This is a genomic window from Halomonas sp. SH5A2, assembly GCF_014263395.1.
Taxonomy (GTDB): Bacteria; Pseudomonadota; Gammaproteobacteria; order Pseudomonadales; family Halomonadaceae; genus Vreelandella.
Window position 1 is genome coordinate 505,487 of the sequence record NZ_CP058321.1, and the last position, 21,007, is coordinate 526,493.

A 21,007-nucleotide genomic window follows, 5' to 3' on the forward strand; every position below is an offset into this window, starting at 1 on the left:
GTTGGTTATTATTAATTAGTAGTGGGGCGGTATGTCGTCCTCGGGCCGGCTGGCATCGGGGGCGTCATCCGCATGGAGCGCCTGATGCTGTTCGCGAAGCCGCTCGCGCATCAGCGCGCTGAGTTGCTCCAATGTCGCTAGTCGGCGCTCCTGCTGGGCGACGGCTTGATCCAGGGTATCGAGCCAGTGTTCTTGATAAGCCAGGCGGCTTTCTAAAGATTCAAGTTGTTGAGTGAGCTCAGCGGGCGATAACGTAGATGTCATGGTAACATTGCAACCTTATGTAGTGGCTCGATACATCGGGTCGTCAAAACCCGTTGAATTGAGTATTGTCCTTCTTCTGTTACCCATACAACAAGAGAGCTTTTTTTATCCATGAACCCAAAAGTTGTGTTTCGCAGTATCTTGATCAGTATTTTACTTGCCGCCCCCACGCCGCTGTTGCTGGCGGGGATTGTTCATTTAACCGACGCACCACTGGCTGAGCAATGGCTGGCCGAGCTGGCCGTGACAGGCGCTGGCGGCATTTATATTGCCGTTGCCATCGGAAGCTTCATCGTGCTGTGTATTGCCACCCTGGCAACCGCCGCACTCGCGCCACCTGTCGTGGTGTCGCCCGATGTTGCCGTTCGTTCCAAGCCGGCACCGCGTCAATCTCAAGCCCCAGCGGCGGACGATGATGAAGACCTCATCGACCCTAACGACGGCCGCGAAGAAGGTGAAGTGAAGTGGTTTAATACCAATAAAGGCTACGGCTTTATTACCCGCGATAACGGCGACGATGTGTTTGTCCATTTTCGGGCAATTCGTGGTCGCGGCCCGCGCATGCTCGCGGAAGGCCAGATTGTTCGCTACCACGTGATTAAAAATGAGCGTGGTTTGCAGGCCGACGATGTGAGTATTATTGAGTAGTATTTTTGCTAGCCTGTTAGAACGCAGATGACCCCGCCAAGGCGGGGTCATCTGCGTTTGGGCTTGGTCTTAACGGCCTGAGTCGGGCCATTGTATGGGTCCTTCGCGGCCTCCGGGCAGTACCTGCCAAAAGCGGTCGGGATCATCGCCGGGATGCCAGCCGCCCAGCGAGCAGCGAATTTCGGTCTGCAAGGCTTCCGCCGCGTGCTGTGCGGCTTCCTGGTCGGTGTGCCAGGGGCTATGGCTGCTGTCCAGCCATAGGCTGGCGAAGCCGTCGGCGGCTTTCTCTACCAACAACACGGGCACGGCGTGCCCTTGGCAGGTGCCTTGGGTGCGCCACTTCCCTTTCCCTGCCGATGTAAGCGGCGGGGCGTTCAGGGCGTTGGCGAGCCAGTCATTCAGCGCAGAGTGGGAAACCTCGGCCAGGTAAATTTCGATATCCGGGAAACGTTCCATCATGCGCGCCCCTCGTCGGAGATGAACAACGCTTGCAGGGTGGCTTCGTAGATCCGGCTTAAATCGTCCAGGTCGCTTGCACGCACGCGCTCGTCCACCTTGTGGATCGTATCGTTGAGCGGCCCCAGTTCAACTACCTGGGCGCCCAGCGTGGCGATAAAACGCCCATCCGAAGTGCCGCCGCTGGTGGATAGCGCGGGGCGCTCGCCAGTGACAGCCTCAACGCCACGCATGGCCGCATCGACCAGCTCGCCTTCGGCGGTCAAAAACGGCTCGCCGTTGAGCATCCAGTCAATGTGATACTCGATACCGTGCTGATCAAGAATTGCTTCGCAGCGTGCCTTGAGCGTTTCATGGGTGACTTCCGTTGAGTAGCGGAAGTTGAAGACGACTTCGACCTCACCGGGAATCACGTTGGTGGCGCCGGTCCCCGCTCGGAAGTTGGAAACCTGAAAGCTGGTGGCGGGGAAGAAATCGTTGCCCGCGTCCCAGTGCTCGTTGACGAGTGCATCCAGCGCGGGCATTGCCTGGTGGATAGGATTGCGCGCCAGGTGCGGGTAGGCCACGTGGCCCTGCACGCCTTTAATATGCAGCACGCCACCCAGTGAGCCGCGTCGGCCGTTCTTGATCGCATCCCCCAGCCGTGCCGTCGAGGAAGGTTCGCCGACGATGCAGTAGTCGAGGCGTTCATTGCGCTCGCGCAAATGCTCGACCACCGCGCGGGTGCCGTCGACGGCGGGGCCTTCTTCATCGGAGGTGATCAGAAAGGCAATGCGGCCATCGTGGTTGGGGTGCTCGGTCACGAAGCGCTCGACGGCGGTAAGCATTGCCGCGAGGCTGCCTTTCATGTCGGAAGCGCCGCGTCCGCACAGCATGCCCTCGTCGTTGATACATGGGGAAAAGGGAGGAAACTCCCAGTTGGTGTGAGGCCCGCTGGGTACTACATCGGTGTGGCCAGCAAAGGCCAACACCGGGCCATGATGACCGCGCACCGCCCAGAAATTCTTTACATCACCAAACGGCAGTGGCTCGATATGAAACCCGAGCGCCACCAGGCGCTCGATCATCAAGTCCTGGCAGCCCTCGTCATCTGGCGTCACCGATGCCCGGCTGAGCAGGTCAAACGCCAACTGCAGCGTCGGTGATAAACCTTCTGGCTCAGTTATGGGCATGCAGTGCCTCGTTGAGTGCGATGGCGCTCTTATTGGTCAGGCACTCAATACGGCCGCTTTGTGAGTTGCGGCGCAGCAACAGATCGTCCTGGCCTGCCAACTCGCGCGCGGCGACGGTGTTGACCTCCTGGCCCTGGTCATCCAGCAGCGTTACTTTCACCCCTGCGGTAATGTACAGGCCTGCTTCGACAGTGCAGCGGTCGCCAAGCGGGATGCCGATGCCCGCATTGGCGCCGATCAGGCAGCCTTCGCCGACTTTGATCACCATATTGCCGCCGCCGGAAAGCGTGCCCATGGTGGAGCAACCGCCGCCCAGATCAGAGCCCTTGCCGACCATGACCCCTGCTGCAATACGTCCCTCTACCATGCCGGGGCCTTCGGTGCCCGCATTGAAGTTGACGAAACCTTCGTGCATGACCGTTGTACCTTCGCCCAGGTAGGCGCCCAGGCGCACCCGAGCGGTGTCGCCAATGCGGATGCCGTGGGGGACCACGTAGTCGGTCATCTTGGGGAATTTGTCGACGCAGTCCACCGACAGCGCGCGGCCTGCCAAGCGTGCTTTAAGGCGGCGGGCGGGGAGTTCTTCAATGTCGATCGGGCCTTCGTTGGTCCAGGCAATGTTGCGCAGCAGACCGAACATGCCGGTCAAATCCAGCCCGTGGGGTTTCACCAGGCGATGGGAAAGCAGGTGCAGTTTGAGGTAGACCTCTGGTGCGGTTTGCGGCGGCTGGTCGGTTTCCAGGAACATGGCGACCAGCGGGCGCTGGCTGGACGCGAAAGATTCAGCAAGCTCTGCCTGTTCAGGATGGCCCGCTGCCTGGAGGGCATTGGCCAGGCGTGCGCAGTCTTCCGGCAGGAAGCTGATAGCCGCGTTACCCTGGGGCGCGTCGACGACTTCCTTGGCGGCACTCACCAGGCTTTCCGGTGGATTGATCAGCGGTGCCGGGTAGTAGATTTCCAGCCAGTCGCCCTGGGTATTTTGGGTGCCGATTCCAAGCGCAAAGCTCAGCATAACTGCGTTCCTTTAGGTCAGTGTTTCGTCTTAAAGTTTGTCGTAGTCGCCATCTTTGTAGCCGACCAGGATGGTCTCGTCGTCGACTTCCAAAAGGGGGCGCTTTAACAGTGTGGGGTGCTTCAAGAGCAGCTCGCGGCCCGAGTTGGCATCAAAATCTTTCTCTTCATCCGATAACTCGCGCCAGGTTTTGCTTTGCTTGTTGATCGCCTGTACCAGCGGGACGCGGTGCAGGATATGTTCCAGCAGCGGTGCTGACAGCCCGTCTTTGCGCAGGTCGTAGGTTTTAAAGGGCATGCCCTTTTCGTCCAGCGCTTTGGCCGCTTTGCGGCAGGTGTCGCAGTTACTGATGATATAAAGCGTTAGCATGTATGACCTCCGACGATGGCGTCATGTCGTCAATGTTTGCGTTAGCCGCGCTCGACAAGTCGGCGCAGGCGCTCGGCAGCTTCCAGCGTGGGAGCCAGCTCCGCCACTAACGCTAAGCGTAGTCGACCACTTCCTGGGTTGTGGCCTTCGCGCCCGGGGCGGCCCATCAAGCTGCCGGGCAACACGCTGACATGCTGCTCGACAAACAGCCGCTGGGTAAAGGCGATGTCGTCGCCCCCGGGTACGGCGGGCCACAGGTAAAAGCTGGCCTCGGGCGTGGGGAAATCCATCACCGGGGAGAGCACCTCAGTCACGGCGCTAAACTTTTCACGATAAGCCTCGCGATTGGCAAATACGTGGTTTTCATCCTGCCAGGCGGCAATGGAAGCGTGCTGCATCGGCAGTGACATGGCGCAGCCGTGGTAGGTGCGATAGCGCTTGAAGGGCATTATCAGGTCAGCATCGCCCGCCACAAAGCCCGAGCGCAGCCCTGGCAGATTGGAGCGCTTGGAGAGCGAATGAAACACCACGCAGCGCTGGTAGTCATCGCGGCCCAGCTCGGCGCAGGCTTGCAACAACCCGGGCGGAGGCGTTGTCTCGTCAAGGTAAAGCTCCGAGTAGCACTCATCGGAGGCAATGATGAAGTCGTGTTCATCGGCCAGCGCTATTAGCTGCTTGAATTCGGCGAGTGGCGTAACCGCACCGGTGGGGTTGCCCGGCGAGCAGATAAAGACGATTTGCACATCGCGCCAGGTGTCGGCGCTTACGGCGGAGAAATCCGGGCGAAAGCCGTTCTCGGCGGTGCAGTCGAGATATAGCGGTTCCCCACCGGCAAGCAGGGTGGCGCCTTCGTAGATCTGATAGAAGGGGTTGGGCACTGCTACTTTGGCCGGGCGGCTTCGGTCAAGCGCGGCTTGAACAAAGGCAAAAATGGCTTCGCGCGTGCCGTTAACCGGCAGGATCTGACGCTCGGTATCCAGCCCTGCAAGCGCGAAACGCTGGCAGGCCCAGGCAGCAATGGTCTCGCGCAGGGCGGCCAGGCCGTTGGTGGCCGGGTAGCGTGCCATCCCTGCTTGATGCGCCACCAGTGCGGCCAGTGCGCCCGGGTAGGGCGCGTGCTGGGGTTCGCCGATGGTCAGCGGGATGTGCGCAAGCGATTCGGGCGGTGTCAGGTCCGCCTTGAGCGCCGCGAGCTTTTCGAACGGATACGGATGCAGGGCGTCGAGATCAGGGTTCATGAGTATCCAGAACGCCGTGCTGGCGTCGTTGTAGGCGTCGTGTCGCGAAAAGTAGCCGACGATTATAGGCAAGCGCCGCTGTGGGCTCAAACCTGATGAGATTGAGATAGAGCAATGGCTACTTTTATACATGCTCCGTAGCATGGTGCGAGGGCGGGTTTCTGCGAGGGTTTTTCGCCATGGATGGCGAAAGTAGCGCCCATGGATGGGTTCACAGCGCCCTCGCAGAAACCCGCCCTCAGCCCCGGGGGAGTGTGTTGCGACTTAAACCCCCAGCACCTCAATCAAGCGTTCGCGCAGTTGTTGTTGACGGTCCGGGTCGGTCAGCGGCTCGCCTGCCTTGGTGGTGATAAAGAACACGTCTTCCACGCGCTCGCCCAGGGTGGCGATTTTGGCCGCCGACAGGGCGATATCCTGCTCCATGAAGATGCGCCCGACGCGTGCCAGAAGCCCCGGGCGGTCAGGGGCGCTGAGCTCGAGCAGCGTGCGGTCGTTGGCCGGGTCCTGTTCAATCAGCACTTCGGTCGCCACCCGGAAGTGCTTGAGCTGGCGCGGCGTGTGGCGCGTGACGATGTCGGGATAGTCGTCGGGGTCGTCGAGTTCTTCCACCAGGTGCTGGCGCATTTCTTCGATACGCGCCGAGTCACGTATTGGCTGGCCCTGATTGTCCAGCACGATAAAGGTATTGAGTGTCCAGTCGTTGTTTGACGTGGCGATACGAGCATCGTGAATCGACAGCCCCAGCTGTTCCATGGCAGCGGCGGTCGCCGCGAACAGATCGTCCACCGAGCGGGTGTGAATGAATACTTTGGTACCGCCCTCGGACATGTCGGCCGTGGGCGCGCTGATCAATACCAACGGCAGTGGCGACGGCTGGTGGGCAAGAATCCCCTGGGTTTGCCAGACGATTTCGCTGGGCGCGTACTGCAGAAAATAGTCCTCGCCAAGCGACTCCCATAGCCGGTCGATACCGGCTTCATCAACGCCAATCGTTTGCAGCAGTGAGCGGGCTTCGGTGCGGGTTTCGCGTACCCAGTCGTCGCGGTCGGGCGGGTTATTCAGACCGCGCCGCAGGGCGCGCTTGGTTTCCGCATGCAGCTGGCGCAATAGCGATGCCCGCCAGCCGTTCCACAGCGTCGGGTTGGTGGCATTGATGTCGGCGACGGTCAGCACATAAAGGTAATCCAGCCGCGTTTCGTTGCGTACCTCCATGGCGAAGTCGCGAATCACATCCGGGTCGCTGATGTCGCGCTTTTGCGCGGTCATGGACATCAGTAGATGATGCTCAACCAGCCAGCTGACCAGCTTGGTATCGTGCTGGGGAATATGGTGGCGCTGGCAGAACTGTTCGACGTCCCGAGCGCCAATTTCCGAGTGATCGCCACCGCGCCCCTTGCCGATATCGTGAAACAGTCCGGTTATCCACAAAAGATCCAGCTTGGGCAGTTGCTGCATCAATGAGGCAGCCACCGGGAAATCGTCTTTCGCCTCGGGTTTGCGGAAACCGTGCAAGAACTTGAGCAGCCGCAGGGTATGGGCATCCACGGTGTAGATATGGAAGAGGTCATGCTGCATCAGCCCTATTGCGCGGCCAAACTCGGGCAGGTATTTACCCAGGATGCCGTAACGGTTCATGCGCCGCAGCTGGCGGGGAACATTGCCAGGCGCGCGCATGATGGCCATGAACAGCCGCTGATGGCGTGGGTCTTCGCGGTAGTGGTCGTCGATCTGATGGCGATGGTCACGGATCAGACGGATGGTGTCGGCGCGGACCCCTTCTATTTCAGGGTGCTTGGCCATCAGTAAGAACAGCTCCAGCATGGCCGAAGGCTGTTCGCGGAACAGGCTGCGCGAGCGCACCTGAATATAGCCGCCCTTGGTTTCAAAGCGCTCGTTGAGCTTTACCGTCTCCAGCGCTTCCTTGCCGCGCAGGATGACTTCGTCGAAGTGCTGCAGCAGCATGTCGTTAAGCCCGGCCAGGGCAGTCACGTGCCGATAGTAGCGCTTCATGAACTGCTCGACCGCCAGGCCCTCGGGGGTGTCGCGAAAGCCAAACATCTCGGCGATGGTACGCTGGTGGTCAAACAGCAGGCGGTCTTCGGCGCGGTCGGTGAGCATATGCAGGGCGTAGCGTACTTGCCACAGAAACGCCTGCCCCTGGCTTAAAATGCGCAGTTCGGCATCGTTCATGAAGCCGTTGGCGACGATGTCGGTGTACTGCTCGGTACCGAAATGGCGCTTGGCCACCCAGCCGATCATCTGGATATCGCGCAGCCCGCCGGGCGAGCTTTTGAGGTTTGGCTCAAGATGATACTCGGAGTTGTTATAGCGATAGTGGCGAGCGATCTGCTCCTGCCACTTGGCTTCGAAAAAACGGTCCGCCGGCCATACATGCTCGGTGGTCAGTCGTTCACGCATCTTGTCGCGTAGCGACTCAGGGCCGGCAATCAGGCGTGATTCAAGCAGGTTGGTGATCACCGTGACATCGGCGGCCGCTTCGCGCTCGCAGTCGTTGAGCGAGCGCACGCTGTGGCCGATTTCCAGACCGATATCCCATAAAAAGGTGATAAAGGCGGTCAGCGGCTCCCGATAGGGGCTATCGTCGTCGTGTTCCAGCAGCAACAGCAGGTCGATGTCCGAATGCGGGTGCAGTTCGCCGCGCCCGTAACCGCCCACGGCCACAAGGGCGACGCCGTCGTCGGGCCAGTCATGCTGTTCCCAGGCGATGGCCAGCAGTTGATCCAGGTACCACGCGCGGCCACGCACCAGGTCGCGAATGTCGGCCCCGGCGCGAAAGCGTTCGTCCAGGCGTGTCTGAATTTCGTCAAGCGCTGCCTTGAACGGCGCGATGGGCGAGCGTGACCCCGCAAGCTCGGTGCGAAATAGCTCGAGATCGAACAGCGTGGTGTCCGGTTCAAACCGGTAGTGGTGTAAAAGCATCAATTATTCAAGAAACTGAAGTCTTCGTCGGCGCGTGCGGTCAGCACGTCAACACCGGTGTCGGTGACCAGCAGGGTGTGTTCCCACTGGGCCGACAGGCTGCGGTCCTTGGTGATCGCCGTCCAGCCGTCGCGTAACACCTTGGTTTTGTAGCCCCCGACATTGATCATTGGCTCGATGGTGAAGCACATGCCTGCTTCGAGGCTGATGTCAGCGCTGGGCGCGTAGCCATCGTAATGCAGGAACTGCGGATCTTCGTGAAATTCAGCGCCGATGCCGTGGCCGCAGAAATCGCGGACAACCGAATAGCCATTGGCTTCGGCGTGCTTCTGAATCACTCGGGCGAGTTCTGAAAGGCGCACGCCGGGTTTGACCTGCTCAATACTTTTATACAGACATTCCTGGGTAATGCGGCACAGCCGATCGCCCTGGATGGTCTCACCGACTACGAACATCACACTGGAGTCGCCGTGATAGCCATCGGCTGTGCGCACGGTAATATCCAGGTTCATGATATCGCCGTTCTTGAGCTTTTTGGCGTCGTCGGGAATCCCGTGGCAGACCACGTGATTGATTGAGGTACAGGTCGCTTTGGGGAAGCCATGGTAATTGAGTGGCGCAGGCGTCGAACCCAGCTCGTTGACGATGTATTCGTGACACAGTCGATCGATTTCACCGGTACTGATGCCCGCCTGGACATGGGGCGTAATCATTTCGATGACGCTGGCCGCCTGGCGTCCAGCTTCGCGCATTTTGTCGATTTCAGAAGGCGTTTTAATGGGAACGTTCATGGATTCTCGATGTTGACTCAGAATGGCAAGTTGAGCGGCAATAAAAGGCCCGCTGAACGGATGACGGCTTCATCTTGACGATGATCTATGGTATAAAGCCGCGCGCTTTCCTGCAATCGTCATCCGCTGCAAACTTTTGCTTGTCGAGGTTGATGCATAAGCAAAGCGTTATCACGGCATCGCAGGGATTAGCTGCTCACGGGCGGATAACCTTGCGATATTGAATAGCAAGCCTTGAAAACACACATGCACCGGCACATGGTCCCGGGTGCCGCTGGCAGCGTCTTACGATGCCAATGGTCGGATCCATGGGGTGCGTGGAGGCCTAACCCGAGTTTCAGGAGTTTTACCATGTCTCACGTTAATATGCGTGACCTGCTCAAAGCAGGCGCTCACTTCGGTCACCAGACCAAGTACTGGAATCCGAAGATGAGCAAGTTCATCTTCGGCGCGCGCAACAAGATTCACATCATCAACCTCGAGCACACCCTGCCGGCGCTGAACGAAGCGATCGACGTGGTCGAGAAGATGGCGGCATCCAACAACAAGATTTTGTTTGTTGGCACCAAGCGCAGCGCTAGCAAGATCATCAAAGAAGAAGCCAACCGCGTCAGCCAGCCATTCGTCAACCATCGCTGGTTGGGCGGTATGCTGACCAACTTCAAGACCATTCGCGTGTCCATCAAGCGCCTGCGCGAACTTGAAGCGATGCACGAAGACGGCACGTTCGAGAAGTTGACCAAGAAAGAAGTTTTGATGGCAACTCGCGAGCAGGACAAACTCGAGCGCTCCGTGGGCGGTATCAAGAACATGGGCGGCCTTCCGGACGCACTGTTCGTGATTGACGTTGACCATGAGCGTATCGCGATCAACGAAGCCAACAAGCTGGGCATTCCGGTCATCGGCGTGGTGGATACCAATTCCAACCCCGATGGTGTGGACTACGTGATTCCGGGCAACGATGATTCCATCCGCGCTATCCAGATTTACGTAAAAGCTATTGCCGATGCCTGTGGTCGCGCTAAAGCAAGTCGCGCCGAAGAGTTCGTCGAAGTGACGGATACTGAAGAAGCCGCTGAACCCGACAGCAGCGCTGCCGCCGAGTAAACCGGTGGTCGATGCGGTGTCGTCATCGGTATCGCATCACTTAAGAGGGGGCCTGTGCCCCCTTTTTTCCCGCTTTGGGTGAATGCTTGGAGTGGGCAGTCTTGGGCCGACATCAATGTCGGCAGCGCCGTGCGGAGTGAGATCATTCGGTCATCTGCCGTCACTATGCTCTGTAAGGCGTTTAACTCTCAGCTAGAACCATTTCAGAGGTGAAATCTCATGGCAGCTATCAGCGCCTCTCAGGTTAAAGAACTTCGCGAACGTACCGGCTTGGGCATGATGGAGTGTAAAAAAGCACTCACCGAAGCAGGTGGTGAAATCGAGGTTGCGATTGAAAACCTGCGTAAGAGTTCGGGCCTAAAAGCCGCGAAAAAAGCCGGCCGTACCGCTGCGGAAGGCGCCGTTGTAACCCGCGTTGCCGACGACGGCAGCTACGGCGTTATGGTGGAAATCAATTCCGAGACCGACTTTGTGGCTCGCGATGACAACTTCATCGACTTCACCAACAAAATTGCCGACGCCTTCTTCGCCGCTAAGAGCGAAGATGTTGCCGCTGTGATGGACGGTGAACTGGAAACCGCCCGTGAGCAGTTGGTGCAGAAAATCGGCGAAAACATAGGCGTGCGTCGTGCTGTTGTTGTCGACGCTGCTGACGGTGGCGTGGTCGGTGAATACGTTCACGGTGGCCGTATCGGTGTGTTGACCGTTCTTAAAGGCGGCAATGCCCAGGTGGCGAAAGACGTGGCGATGCACGTTGCTGCCATCAACCCGTCGGTTGCGCATCCGGAGAACATGCCTCAGGAAGAGCTGGATAACGAAAAAGCGATTATCCTCGCTCAGCCTGATATGGCCGGTAAGCCGGAACAGATCGCTGAAAAAATGGTGCAAGGTCGCTTGAAGAAGTACCTGGCAGAAAACAGCCTGACCGAGCAGCCGTTTGTGAAAGATCAGAACCAGACGGTGGCTGAGTACGTCAAAGCAGCGGGCGGCGAAGTGGTTGGCTTCACCCGCTTTGGCGTGGGCGAAGGCATCGAGAAAGAAGAAGTCGACTTCGCGAAAGAAGTTATGGAACAGGCTGGCCGTCGCTAAGGTCTGATGTTCCAGCTGTAGGTTGGCGTGCGCGCGAGCGCACGCCTTCGCGTATCCGGCCCCTGCATAATAAAAGGGGTGATGCCGCTTGTCGGCGCCAAGATCTGCCCTAGGAGAACTGCCATGTCGCGTGATGTTCAAGAACCGCTTACCTCCCTGTCTAGCAAATCGAAAACCGACGGTTCCAAGTCAAAATACAAACGTATTTTGCTCAAGCTGTCGGGTGAAGCGCTGATGGGAGAGCATGACTTTGGCATTGACCCGAAGGTGCTGGATCGGATGGCGCTGGAAATTGGCCAGCTAGTGGGTATTGGCGTTCAAGTGGGTATCGTCATTGGCGGTGGTAATTTGTTTCGCGGCGCGGCGCTTAATGAAGCCGGTATGGACCGCGTCACCGGTGATCATATGGGCATGCTGGCAACGGTGATGAATGCCCTGGCGATGCGTGATGCGCTGGAACGTTCCAATATTCGCTCGCGAGTGATGTCGGCAATCCCCATGAGCGGGGTGGTCGAGCATTATGATCGGCGCACGGCGATTCGCTATTTGACGTCCGGTGACGTGGTGTTGTTTTCAGCCGGTACCGGCAATCCTTTCTTTACCACTGACTCGGCTGCCTGCCTGCGGGGTATCGAGGTTGACGTTGATGTGGTGATCAAAGCGACCAAGGTCGACGGCGTCTACAATAAAGACCCGGTAAAACACCCTGATGCCGTCAAGTATGAACAGCTTTCCTATGATGATGCGCTTGAACAAAAGCTTGGCGTTATGGATTTGACCGCTATCTGCCTGGTACGTGACCATGACATGCCAGTGCGGGTGTTTGATATGAACAAGCCTGGTGCCCTGCTAAATTTAGTAGTTGGGGGCAAGGAAGGCACGCTGATAGACAGAGGGTAACCACGTGATTAATGACATTCAGAAAGATGCCGCGTCGCGCATGAAAAAAAGTGTCGAGGCGCTGCACAGCAACTTTAACAAGATTCGTACCGGGCGTGCCCATCCGAGCATTCTAGATGCGGTTACGGTGGACTATTACGGTGGTCAGGTGCCGCTGAATCAGGTGGCTTCGGTCAACGTTGAAGACGCACGGACGCTGACGATTTCGCCATGGGAACAGAGCATGGTGCAGAAAATCGAAAAGGCAATCATGACCTCTGACCTGGGTTTGAATCCGGCAAGCGCAGGCAACGTTATCCGCGTGCCGATGCCAATGCTCACCGAAGAGACCCGCAAAGGCTATATCAAGCAGGCTCGCAGTGAAGCTGAGCACGCGCGTGTCGCGGTGCGCAACGTGCGCCGCGATGCCAATGGCGACTTCAAGTCGTTATTAAAAGACAAAGAGATAACCGAAGACGATCAGCGTGAAGGCGAAGATGCGATTCAAAAGCTGACCGATAAATATATCGCTGAGATCGACCAGGCACTCGCTTCAAAAGAACACGACCTGATGCAAGTATAAGAAGCGGACGTTCATTCCGCGGGCAGCAGGGGCTGCCCGCTCAGCCATCCACGATTGGCTTTTCTATGATTGACCTTTGGTGCAAGCATTCATGACGTCACCGCAGCTCCCCGGACAACGACCGGACGATGCCAACGCGATGGAGGTAGAGCAGGATTCGTTGCCGTCCCATGTGGCCATTATCATGGACGGTAATAATCGCTGGGCACGTGCGCGTGGCCTTTCAGGTGCGCGCGGGCACCGCGCAGGTGTAGAGGCCGTCAGGGCGGTTATTCAGCGTGCGGCCGAGCGTGGGGTCGAAACGCTTAGCCTGTTCGCCTTCTCAAGCGAAAACTGGAAGCGGCCAGCAACGGAAGTCAATGCGCTGATGGAGCTTTTTCTGATGGCCCTCAAGCGCGAGGTCAAGAAGCTGCACGAGCGTAATATCCGCCTGTCGATTATCGGCGAGCAGCGTGGTTTTTCCCATGCGATTCAGAAGCATATTCAGCGTGCCGAATCGCTGACCGCCAACAATACCGGCATGCACCTGGTGATTGCCGCGAATTACGGCGGCCAGTGGGATATTGCTCAGGCGGCTCGCCGACTGGCTGAACAGGCGGTCGCGGGGGAAATCTCCCCATCCGCTATTGACGAAGTCCAGATGGACCAGGCGATGGGTGAGGGTGCTTATGTTCCACCCATCGATTTGTGCATTCGGACCAGCGGTGAACAGCGGCTGTCGAATTTCATGCTCTGGCAACTGGCTTACGCCGAGCTGCACTTTTCGCCGTTACTCTGGCCCGATTTCCATGCCCAGGCTTTCGATGACGCCCTGGCTGATTTCTGTCGCCGGCAGCGTCGTTTCGGCATGACCGACGAACAGTTAGAGGCCCAGGGTGCTTAAGCAACGAGTGATCACCGCGGTCTGGCTAGCGCCTGTGGTGCTGGTCGGCCTGTTCGGTCTGCAGGGTGAAAGCTATGCCCTGTTCACGGCCTTCGTCATGTTGCTGGGTGCATGGGAGTGGACCAATCTGGCGGGTGTGACTCAGCCGTTTAAGCGTGCCGTGCTGGTCGCGTGTTGTGCTGCCTTGATGCTGGTGATGTGGATCAGTGGCATCACCCATGCCGAATGGCCGCTGTGGCTTGCCGCGGCGGGCTGGTTGCTCAATCTGGTATGGGTCACCCGTTACCCGAATCTGGCCGCCCAGTGGCATTCCACGCCAGGCCGTCTATTGATGGGGCTGTGGGTGCTGCTGCCGTGCTGGGTAGGGTTCAACATTCTGCGCGAGACCGGGGCCGTGTGGCTGTTGTTCGTACTGCTGCTCGTTTGGTCGGCGGATATCGGCGCCTACTTTGCAGGGCGCCGCTGGGGTAAGCGCAAACTGGCACCCCGGGTCAGCCCCGGTAAATCCTGGGAAGGTGTGGTGGGTGGTATGGTGGCCACAGCTCTCTTGGCGATCGGGTTTGCAGTAGGACTATCGCTGGGATTAGCCGAAGGGGCAGCCCTGGTGGTGATTACGCTGCTGGTCACGCTGATCTCGGTGTTGGGCGATTTATTGGAAAGCATGCTCAAACGCTACCGCGACGTGAAAGATTCTAGTCAGTTGCTGCCGGGACACGGCGGCGTGCTGGACCGCATTGACAGCTTGACGGCGGCGATTCCGCTGTTTGCGCTGCTCTACCTACAGGTGCTGGGCCTATGACCTCGATAACCATACAGCGTGTAACGGTGCTGGGCTCCACCGGCTCAATCGGTACCAGCACGCTTGATGTCATCGCCCGTCATCCCGATCGCTACCAAGTGCATGCGTTAACCGCGCATACCTCAAAAGAGACGCTGCTCAGCCAATGCCTCCGCTTTTGCCCTGCCGTTGCGGTCCTCCACAGCGATGCTGATGCGCATTGGCTGCGCGCTGAGTTGCGCCGGGCAAGCCAGCCCACCGAAGTCATGGTGGGGCCGCAAGCGCTGTGCGATGTAGCCCGTGATGCTAGTGTCGATGTTGTCATGGCAGCGATTGTTGGCGCGGCAGGGTTGCTGCCCTCGCTCGCGGCGGCAGAAGCGGGCAAGCGTGTCTTGCTGGCCAATAAAGAGGCACTGGTGATGAGCGGCGCACTCTTCATGCAAGCGGTCGCTCGCTCCGGCGCTACGCTATTACCCATTGATTCCGAACATAATGCGATCTTTCAGTGTCTACCTCCGGAGCATCGGGGAGGGCTTTCGCGCCACGGTGTCTCGCAATTGCTGCTGACGGCCTCCGGTGGACCTTTTAGAACCTGGAGTGAGGCGGCCATTGCCCAGGTCACGCCCGAGCAGGCCTGCGCGCATCCCAACTGGTCGATGGGGCGTAAAATCTCGGTGGATAGCGCCACCTTGATGAATAAAGGGCTGGAGCTGATTGAAGCCTGCTGGCTATTTGATGCTCGCCCCGACCAGATCCAGGTTGTCGTGCATCCGCAAAGTGTCATTCACTCGATGGCGGCTTATCAGGACGGCTCCGTGATTGCGCAGCTGGGCAATCCCGATATGCGTACGCCCATCGCTTATGGGCTGGCATGGCCCGAAAGGATCGATGCGGGCGTTGAGGCACTGGATCTGTTTCAGGTAGCGCGGCTCGATTTTGAAACCGCGGATGAAGTGCGCTTTCCGTGCCTGTCCCTGGCCCGCGAGGCGATGCGCAGTGGTGGTTTGGCGCCTGTCGTGCTTAACGCCGCCAATGAAGTGGCTGTCGAGGCCTTTTTGAATCACCGGTTGGGGTTTTTAGGCATCGGTCAACTGGTCGAAGAGGCGCTGTCCTCGACTATCGATGGGCCTGCCGATTGCCTTGAGAGTATTTTATGGGCCGATCAACGCGCGCGTCAGCGTGCTGCCGGATGGCTGGAACGTTGGTCCGCTTAGCCTTAGCCCGCCTGAGGCGCATATCGAGGAGTACCCTGTGGGCCTGATACAAAACATTTTAGCGGTGATCGTGGTACTGGGGCTGCTGGTTACCTTCCACGAATTTGGCCACTTTTGGGTGGCACGTCGCTGTGGGGTCAAAGTACTGCGCTTTTCGGTCGGGTTTGGCAAGCCGCTGTGGTCGCGGGTTGACCGCCACGGTACCGAGTTTGCGATTGCCGCCATCCCGCTTGGCGGGTACGTCAAGATGCTCGATGAACGCGAGGCACCGGTACCTGACGATCAGCTTGATCAGGCGTTTAACCGTAAAAGTGTCTGGCAACGAATAGCAGTGGTGGCGGCGGGGCCGATCGCCAACTTTCTGCTGGCGATTGTCGCCTACTGGGCGCTGTTTGTAGCGGGCACAACGGCCGTTGCACCGATGGTCGGGGAAACAGTGCCGGACTCCCCTGCCGCCGAAGCGGGGCTGGCCCACGGTGACGAGATCACTGCGATTCAGGGTGAAGCCGTCAGCAACTGGGAAGCGATCAATCTGAAGCTGGTGTCGATGATCGGTTTCAGTGGAGAGCTTACCATTGAAGCTCGCCCTGAGGGTGAGAGCAATGCGGCGGTTTACCAACTTCCGCTACGCGATTACATGACCCGTCAGGATCCGCCGCAGCCACTGGAAACATTGGGCTTGACCCCCTGGCAGCCGGATGTCCCAGCCCTGCTTGGCCAGGTGATTGAGGGCGAAGCGGCCGCCGAGGCGGGTTTACAGGTGGGTGACCGCATTATCGCGGTAGATGAACAGCCTATCGAGGACTGGATGGCGTTCGTTAACGTGATCCGTGGTAGCCCTGATGAAGCCTTGACGGTTGAATTTGAGCGAGACGGCGAACGACAAACCACTACCCTGACCCCCGGTCGCAACAACCTGGAGACAGGCGTTGAAATTGGGTACATTGGGGCGGGTGCCGAGCCTGTCGAATGGCCAGAAGAGTATCAGCGTGAAATCCGCTATGGCCCAGTGGAAGCTGTGGGGCAGTCATTGTCGCGCACGGCAGACATGACATTGTTGACCGTTGACGCCATTCGCAAGATGCTGGTGGGGCTGATATCGCCGTCCAACCTGTCTGGTCCTGTGACGATTGCCCAGATTTCAGGGGATTCCGCACGGGCGGGGCTGGAGGCATTTGTCGGCTTTCTAGCTTATCTTTCCATCAGCCTCGGGGTATTGAATTTGCTGCCGATCCCCGTGCTTGATGGAGGGCATCTGCTTTATTATTTTCTGGAGATCGTGCGCGGGCGGCCGGTCTCCGAGCAAACCCAAGCCATCGGCTTACGTATCGGGCTTGCCATGGTTGGTACCCTGATGCTGATGGCCCTGTATTTTGATCTGATGCGCCTCTGGTAACGACGCGTGTAGTGCCTAAGATGCCTTGTCATCTGCCTGCACAAATGTATATGGTGCCTGTTTGAATGCATAGGCAGACCAACGCGAGCGAAATGACTGCATGAAAATCAAGACCTTTGGAATGGCGGTACTCTTGCTGGCGGGTGCCAGCGGTGCCCAAGCACAATCCTTTGATGTTTCGGACATTCGTGTGGAAGGACTGCAGCGGGTTTCCGCCGCCTCGGTCTTTAATGCGTTTCCTGTCAGTGCCAATGACCAGGTGAGCGAAAGCGAACTGGCAGATGCGGCGCGGCAACTTTTCGAAACCGGGTTGTTTGAAGACGTATCCCTCGCCCGGGAAGGCGACGTGCTCGTGATTCAGGTTGTCGAGCGGCCCACTATTTCCCAGTTGAACATCAACGGTAACGAGCAAATCTCGGAAGATGATCTGCGGCGTGGGCTGACGGAAGCAGGCCTGGCTGAAGGCGAGGTGCTTCAACTCTCGACGCTCGAGGAAATGGAGCGTGAGCTGGAAGGCGTTTACCAATCCCAGGGCCGTTACAGTGCAGGTATCGAAACGGACGTCGAAGAAATCGATGAAGGGCGCGTGCGCGTTAATATCGATATCAACGAAGGCGAGGTCGCCAAGATCCGCCAGATAAACATCGTCGGCAACGAGGCTTTCGACGATGAAACGCTGCTGGGTATTTTCGAGCTCGAAGACCGCCCGGGCTTTTGGTTTGGCTGGTTCTCAAGCGATGAGTATTCCCGTGAAGCACTAGGTGGGGATATTGAGCGCTTGCGGTCTTATTATCTGGATCGCGGCTATGTCAACTTCGACGTGACCTCTACACAAGTATCGATCGGCGCCGACAAGTCAGAGATATTCATAACGCTCAATGTGGACGAAGGTCAGCAGTATCGCGTCGGCGATGTGCGTTTCAGGGGTGACCTGGAAATTGGCGAGCAGGAAGCCCGGGATCTACTCACTATTGAGCGCGGTGAGATCTTCTCACGTCAGGACCTCAACGCTTCGACCGAGGCGCTACGTCAACGCCTCGGTGCAGAAGGCTTTGCCTTTGCTGATGTCCAGGGCGTGCCTGAGGTGGCCAGCGACGGTGAGACGGTCGATCTGGTGATTAACGTCGATCCGGGGCAGCGTGCCTATGTACGACGTATCGAGTTTATCGGCAACACGACCACTGATGACGAAGTGTTGCGCCGCGAAATGATCCAGATGGAAGGCGCACCTGCTTCCACAGAGTCGATTACCCAGTCACGTCAACGCCTCGAGCGATTAGGCTTTTTCAGTCAGGTCGAAGTCGATACCGAGCGGGTCCCAGGCGAGCCCGACAAGCTGGACGTTACCTATAACGTTGAAGAACAGCCATCGGGCTCTGTTTCAGCAAGCGTTGGTTTCTCGCAAAGTGCGGGGGTGATCTATGGGGCGTCACTGGCGCAGAATAATTTTCTGGGCACCGGTAACCGCGTCAATATTGGCGCTCAGCGCAGTGACACTTTTACCAGCGTCAACTTCGGTTTTACCGACCCCTACTGGACACTTGACGGCATTTCGCGGGGCTACAACGTCTTCTACCGCGAAACCGACTACGAAGACTCCGATATTTCGACCTACTCCACAGACGCGTATGGTGCCGGCATTAACTTCGGCTACCCGGTCAGTGAACTATCGCGGTTGAACTTTGGCGCCAGCGCCGAAGACTTAACGGTAAAAACCTACTTTGATACCGCCTCCGAAATTCGTCGTTATGTTGAAGATGAGGGAGAAAATGCGCAAACCCTCAAGCTGAACGCCAACTGGACGCGCAATAATCTCAATCGTGGCATCATGCCCACGGCGGGTAACTACCAGCGTATCGCCATTGAAACCGGTGCGCCTGGCAGCGACACGCAATACTACAAAGCCAGCGCCCGAGCGCAGCAATTGTTTGCGCTCAGCGATGCGTGGTCACTGAAATTTACCGGTGATCTCGGCTATGCCGATACGGTGGGAGATGACCCTTATCCGTTCTACGAGAACTTTTACGCCGGGGGCCTAGGGTCCGTGCGCGGGTTTACCTCCAACACCCTTGGGCAGCGGACTACGCCGGCGCGCGAAGGTGGGCGAGACCGCACCCTGGGGGGTAACGTACTCGTCGAAGGTAGCGCCGAAGTCATTTTCCCGGTTCCGTTTGTTGAAGATCAGAACTCTTTCCAGGCATCGCTGTTCTTAGATGCAGGTAATACGTTCCTGTCATCCTGCTATGACGTGCTCGAGGAAGACGCCAGCCGCCAACGCTGCAATTCTGGCGTTGATCTTGGCGATTTACGCTATAGCGCCGGGGTTGGGTTGTCCTGGCTGACGCCGGTAGGTCCGTTGACCTTTGCTGTGGCTGAGCCCCTCAATGAAGAGAGTGGCGATGACACCCAGTTCTTCCAGTTCTCGTTAGGCCAGTCATTCTAACGTGTTGAGATGCGCCGCAAGGCGCATCCGTTTTACAAAAAGGAGTTATGACCATGCTTAAGCTCACTAGGGTTGTTTGTCTATTGGGTGCCATGGTGTTATCAGCGCAGGCTCAGGCGGACGAAGTGGCTGTTCTTGACTGGCGTGCGGCATTGATGAATAGCGATTCCGCTCAATCATCGATCAGCCGACTAGAAAGCGAAATTGGTGATCAGCAGCGCGAAGCTGAAAGTCTTGGCAGCGAATTGCAGGGCTTGCAGGAGCGCTTGCAGAACGAGGGCGAGACGATGTCCGAGGCACAGCGCGAGTCGCTGATTGCTGAACTGCAAGAAAAAGGTCGTCGCTTTGAGCAGTTACGCCAACAAATTGGTCAGGCGCAACAACGCTCAGAGCAACAATTCCTTGAGGGCGCCGAACCCAAACTGGAACAGGCGGTTGAACAAGTGATTGACCGACACGGTATTGAAGTCTTGGTTGAGCCCCAAGGCGTGCTGCATTCATCCAGAGACTTACCCAACGTGACGGATGAAGTGACGCAGATTTTTAACTCGCTCAACTAAAATACCCATAATGCTCGGTGCGGCTCAGCCGCACCAAAGGTTCCTTGGCCGCCCATGACCCACGCTTCTCACGACCTAACGCTTGCGGATATTGCCCGCCATTTGAATGTTGCCTTCGAGGGTGACGGGAGCCAGCCCATCAGGGGATTGGCGACGCTTAAAGACGCCCGGGCAGATCAGGTGGCTTTTTTGGCTAATCGTGCCTACCTGAAAGATCTGGCCGTGACGCAGGCAGCAGCGGTTCTACTCCACCCTGAGCATGGCAAAAGCTGCCCGGTCCCGCGCCTGGAAATCGATAACCCTTATTTGGGTTATGCCACACTCTCCCAGCTTTTTGACCCGTTACCTGCCCGGGATATGCCGGGAATCCACCCAAGTGCGGTTGTCGCTGAAAGCGCTTCGCTTGGGGATGGCGTTAGTGTGCAGGCCAATGCGGTCATTGAGGAAGGTGTGGTGCTGGGTGACGACGTGGTCATTGGCGCAGGCAGTATGGTGGGCGCCGACAGTATTATCGGTGAGGGAACGCGTTTACACGCCAACGTCACCGTGTGTCATGGCGTCGTGATAGGCAAACGGGTCATCCTGCAGAGCGGCTGTGTGATCGGCGGGGATGGGTTTGGCTTTGCCCACGATGGCGGCCAATGGCACAAAATTGCTCAATTAGGCGGTGTGGAGCTCGGCGATGACGTCGAGGTCGGCAGTTGCTCGAGCATCGACCGGGGCGCGCTGGGTAATACCGTGATCGGTAACGATGTGAAGATCGACAGCCAAGTGCAGATTGCCCATAACGTCACGGTCGGTGACCACAGTGCATTAGCCGGCTGCGTGGGTATTGCCGGCTCCACTCATGTGGGGCGGCACTGCATGCTGGGTGGAGGCGTTGGCCTTTCAGGCCACCTGACGATTTGTGATGGTGTCCAGGTGACCGGAATGAGCCTGGTGACTAACTCTATTCACAAACCCGGGGTTTATTCTTCCGGCACCGGGGCCATGGGCAACGCTCAATGGCGAAAAAATGCTGTTCGTTTTAAACAGCTCGATGACATTGCTAAGCGTTTGTCACGCTTGGAAAAAAATCACCGTGGCCAGTCGTGACTGTGTGAATATGGCAGTGGGCCGGTTGAGGCTCATCCGCAGCGCGTTATAATCCACTGCTTTTTGATCGGCCTTTGTGCCGATGTTTGC

The 21,007-nt window shown here is 57.9% G+C and carries 20 protein-coding genes; 12 read left to right on the forward strand and 8 right to left on the reverse strand.

What is annotated here, in order from left to right:
- Positions 1 to 15 precede the first annotated feature (15 nt).
- Positions 16 to 264 carry a SlyX family protein gene (locus tag HXW73_RS02415; RefSeq protein ID WP_186254728.1) on the reverse strand — a complete coding sequence of 83 codons (249 nt, stop codon included), beginning with the start codon at positions 262 to 264 and terminating at the stop codon, positions 16 to 18.
- A 111-nt stretch (positions 265 to 375) separates the two neighbouring features.
- On the opposite strand from HXW73_RS02415, the gene HXW73_RS17935 reads away from it, so the two are divergent.
- Positions 376 to 912 (forward strand): cold-shock protein, encoded by a 537-nt coding sequence (locus HXW73_RS17935; RefSeq protein ID WP_085918330.1) that lies wholly within the window; start codon positions 376 to 378, stop codon positions 910 to 912.
- A gap of 69 nt (positions 913 to 981) precedes the next feature.
- Here HXW73_RS17935 and HXW73_RS02425 read toward each other — a convergent pair whose 3' ends face one another.
- The 7 genes from HXW73_RS02425 to map form a co-directional block, all read right to left on the reverse strand.
- Positions 982 to 1,371 carry a hypothetical protein gene (locus HXW73_RS02425; protein WP_186254729.1) on the reverse strand — a complete coding sequence of 130 codons (390 nt, stop codon included), beginning with the start codon at positions 1,369 to 1,371 and terminating at the stop codon, positions 982 to 984.
- On the reverse strand, positions 1,368 to 2,540 hold the full coding sequence (gene dapE, locus HXW73_RS02430; RefSeq protein WP_186254730.1) for a succinyl-diaminopimelate desuccinylase: 1,173 nt from the start codon (positions 2,538 to 2,540) through the stop codon (positions 1,368 to 1,370). Before dapE ends, HXW73_RS02425 begins: the two co-directional genes overlap by 4 nt.
- Positions 2,527 to 3,552 (reverse strand): 2,3,4,5-tetrahydropyridine-2,6-dicarboxylate N-succinyltransferase, encoded by a 1,026-nt coding sequence (dapD, locus tag HXW73_RS02435; RefSeq protein ID WP_186254731.1) that lies wholly within the window; start codon positions 3,550 to 3,552, stop codon positions 2,527 to 2,529. Before dapD ends, dapE begins: the two co-directional genes overlap by 14 nt.
- Before the next feature lie 30 nt (positions 3,553 to 3,582).
- Complete coding sequence (locus HXW73_RS02440) at positions 3,583 to 3,921, reverse strand: Spx/MgsR family RNA polymerase-binding regulatory protein (RefSeq protein WP_186254732.1); 339 nt, start codon at positions 3,919 to 3,921, stop codon at positions 3,583 to 3,585.
- 41 nt (positions 3,922 to 3,962) lie between these two features.
- Positions 3,963 to 5,159, reverse strand: a complete 1,197-nt coding sequence (dapC, locus tag HXW73_RS02445; RefSeq protein ID WP_186255883.1) for a succinyldiaminopimelate transaminase — start codon at positions 5,157 to 5,159, stop codon at positions 3,963 to 3,965.
- 264 nt (positions 5,160 to 5,423) lie between these two features.
- Positions 5,424 to 8,099, reverse strand: a complete 2,676-nt coding sequence (locus HXW73_RS02450; protein WP_186254733.1) for a [protein-PII] uridylyltransferase — start codon at positions 8,097 to 8,099, stop codon at positions 5,424 to 5,426.
- Complete coding sequence (gene map / locus HXW73_RS02455) at positions 8,099 to 8,890, reverse strand: type I methionyl aminopeptidase (RefSeq protein ID WP_186254734.1); 792 nt, start codon at positions 8,888 to 8,890, stop codon at positions 8,099 to 8,101. The genes HXW73_RS02450 and map overlap by 1 nt, the downstream gene beginning before the upstream one ends.
- A gap of 351 nt (positions 8,891 to 9,241) precedes the next feature.
- On the opposite strand from map, the gene rpsB reads away from it, so the two are divergent.
- From rpsB to lpxD, 11 genes are all read left to right on the forward strand, one after another.
- Entirely contained in the window at positions 9,242 to 9,997 is a 756-nt protein-coding gene (rpsB, locus tag HXW73_RS02460; RefSeq protein ID WP_186254735.1) for a 30S ribosomal protein S2, read from the forward strand.
- 219 nt (positions 9,998 to 10,216) lie between these two features.
- Positions 10,217 to 11,086, forward strand: a complete 870-nt coding sequence (gene tsf, locus HXW73_RS02465; protein ID WP_186254736.1) for a translation elongation factor Ts — start codon at positions 10,217 to 10,219, stop codon at positions 11,084 to 11,086.
- 123 nt (positions 11,087 to 11,209) lie between these two features.
- A complete protein-coding gene (gene pyrH / locus HXW73_RS02470) occupies positions 11,210 to 11,986 on the forward strand; it encodes a UMP kinase (protein ID WP_186254737.1) in 777 nt (258 codons plus the stop codon).
- 4 nt (positions 11,987 to 11,990) lie between these two features.
- Positions 11,991 to 12,548 (forward strand): ribosome recycling factor, encoded by a 558-nt coding sequence (frr, locus tag HXW73_RS02475; RefSeq protein ID WP_186254738.1) that lies wholly within the window; start codon positions 11,991 to 11,993, stop codon positions 12,546 to 12,548.
- Positions 12,549 to 12,639: 91 nt separating this feature from the next.
- Complete coding sequence (gene uppS, locus HXW73_RS02480) at positions 12,640 to 13,431, forward strand: polyprenyl diphosphate synthase (RefSeq protein ID WP_186254739.1); 792 nt, start codon at positions 12,640 to 12,642, stop codon at positions 13,429 to 13,431.
- Entirely contained in the window at positions 13,424 to 14,230 is an 807-nt protein-coding gene (locus HXW73_RS02485; protein ID WP_186254740.1) for a phosphatidate cytidylyltransferase, read from the forward strand. The genes uppS and HXW73_RS02485 overlap by 8 nt, the downstream gene beginning before the upstream one ends.
- Positions 14,227 to 15,423 carry a 1-deoxy-D-xylulose-5-phosphate reductoisomerase gene (gene ispC / locus HXW73_RS02490; RefSeq protein ID WP_186254741.1) on the forward strand — a complete coding sequence of 399 codons (1,197 nt, stop codon included), beginning with the start codon at positions 14,227 to 14,229 and terminating at the stop codon, positions 15,421 to 15,423. Before HXW73_RS02485 ends, ispC begins: the two co-directional genes overlap by 4 nt.
- 37 nt (positions 15,424 to 15,460) lie before the next feature.
- A complete protein-coding gene (gene rseP / locus HXW73_RS02495) occupies positions 15,461 to 16,819 on the forward strand; it encodes a sigma E protease regulator RseP (RefSeq protein WP_186255884.1) in 1,359 nt (452 codons plus the stop codon).
- A 100-nt stretch (positions 16,820 to 16,919) separates the two neighbouring features.
- Positions 16,920 to 19,262, forward strand: a complete 2,343-nt coding sequence (gene bamA, locus HXW73_RS02500) for an outer membrane protein assembly factor BamA (protein ID WP_446718992.1) — start codon at positions 16,920 to 16,922, stop codon at positions 19,260 to 19,262.
- A 53-nt stretch (positions 19,263 to 19,315) separates the two neighbouring features.
- Entirely contained in the window at positions 19,316 to 19,822 is a 507-nt protein-coding gene (locus tag HXW73_RS02505; protein WP_186254742.1) for an OmpH family outer membrane protein, read from the forward strand.
- Between the two features lie 54 nt (positions 19,823 to 19,876).
- Positions 19,877 to 20,917, forward strand: a complete 1,041-nt coding sequence (gene lpxD / locus HXW73_RS02510) for a UDP-3-O-(3-hydroxymyristoyl)glucosamine N-acyltransferase (protein ID WP_186254743.1) — start codon at positions 19,877 to 19,879, stop codon at positions 20,915 to 20,917.
- Positions 20,918 to 21,007: the final 90 nt, after the last annotated feature.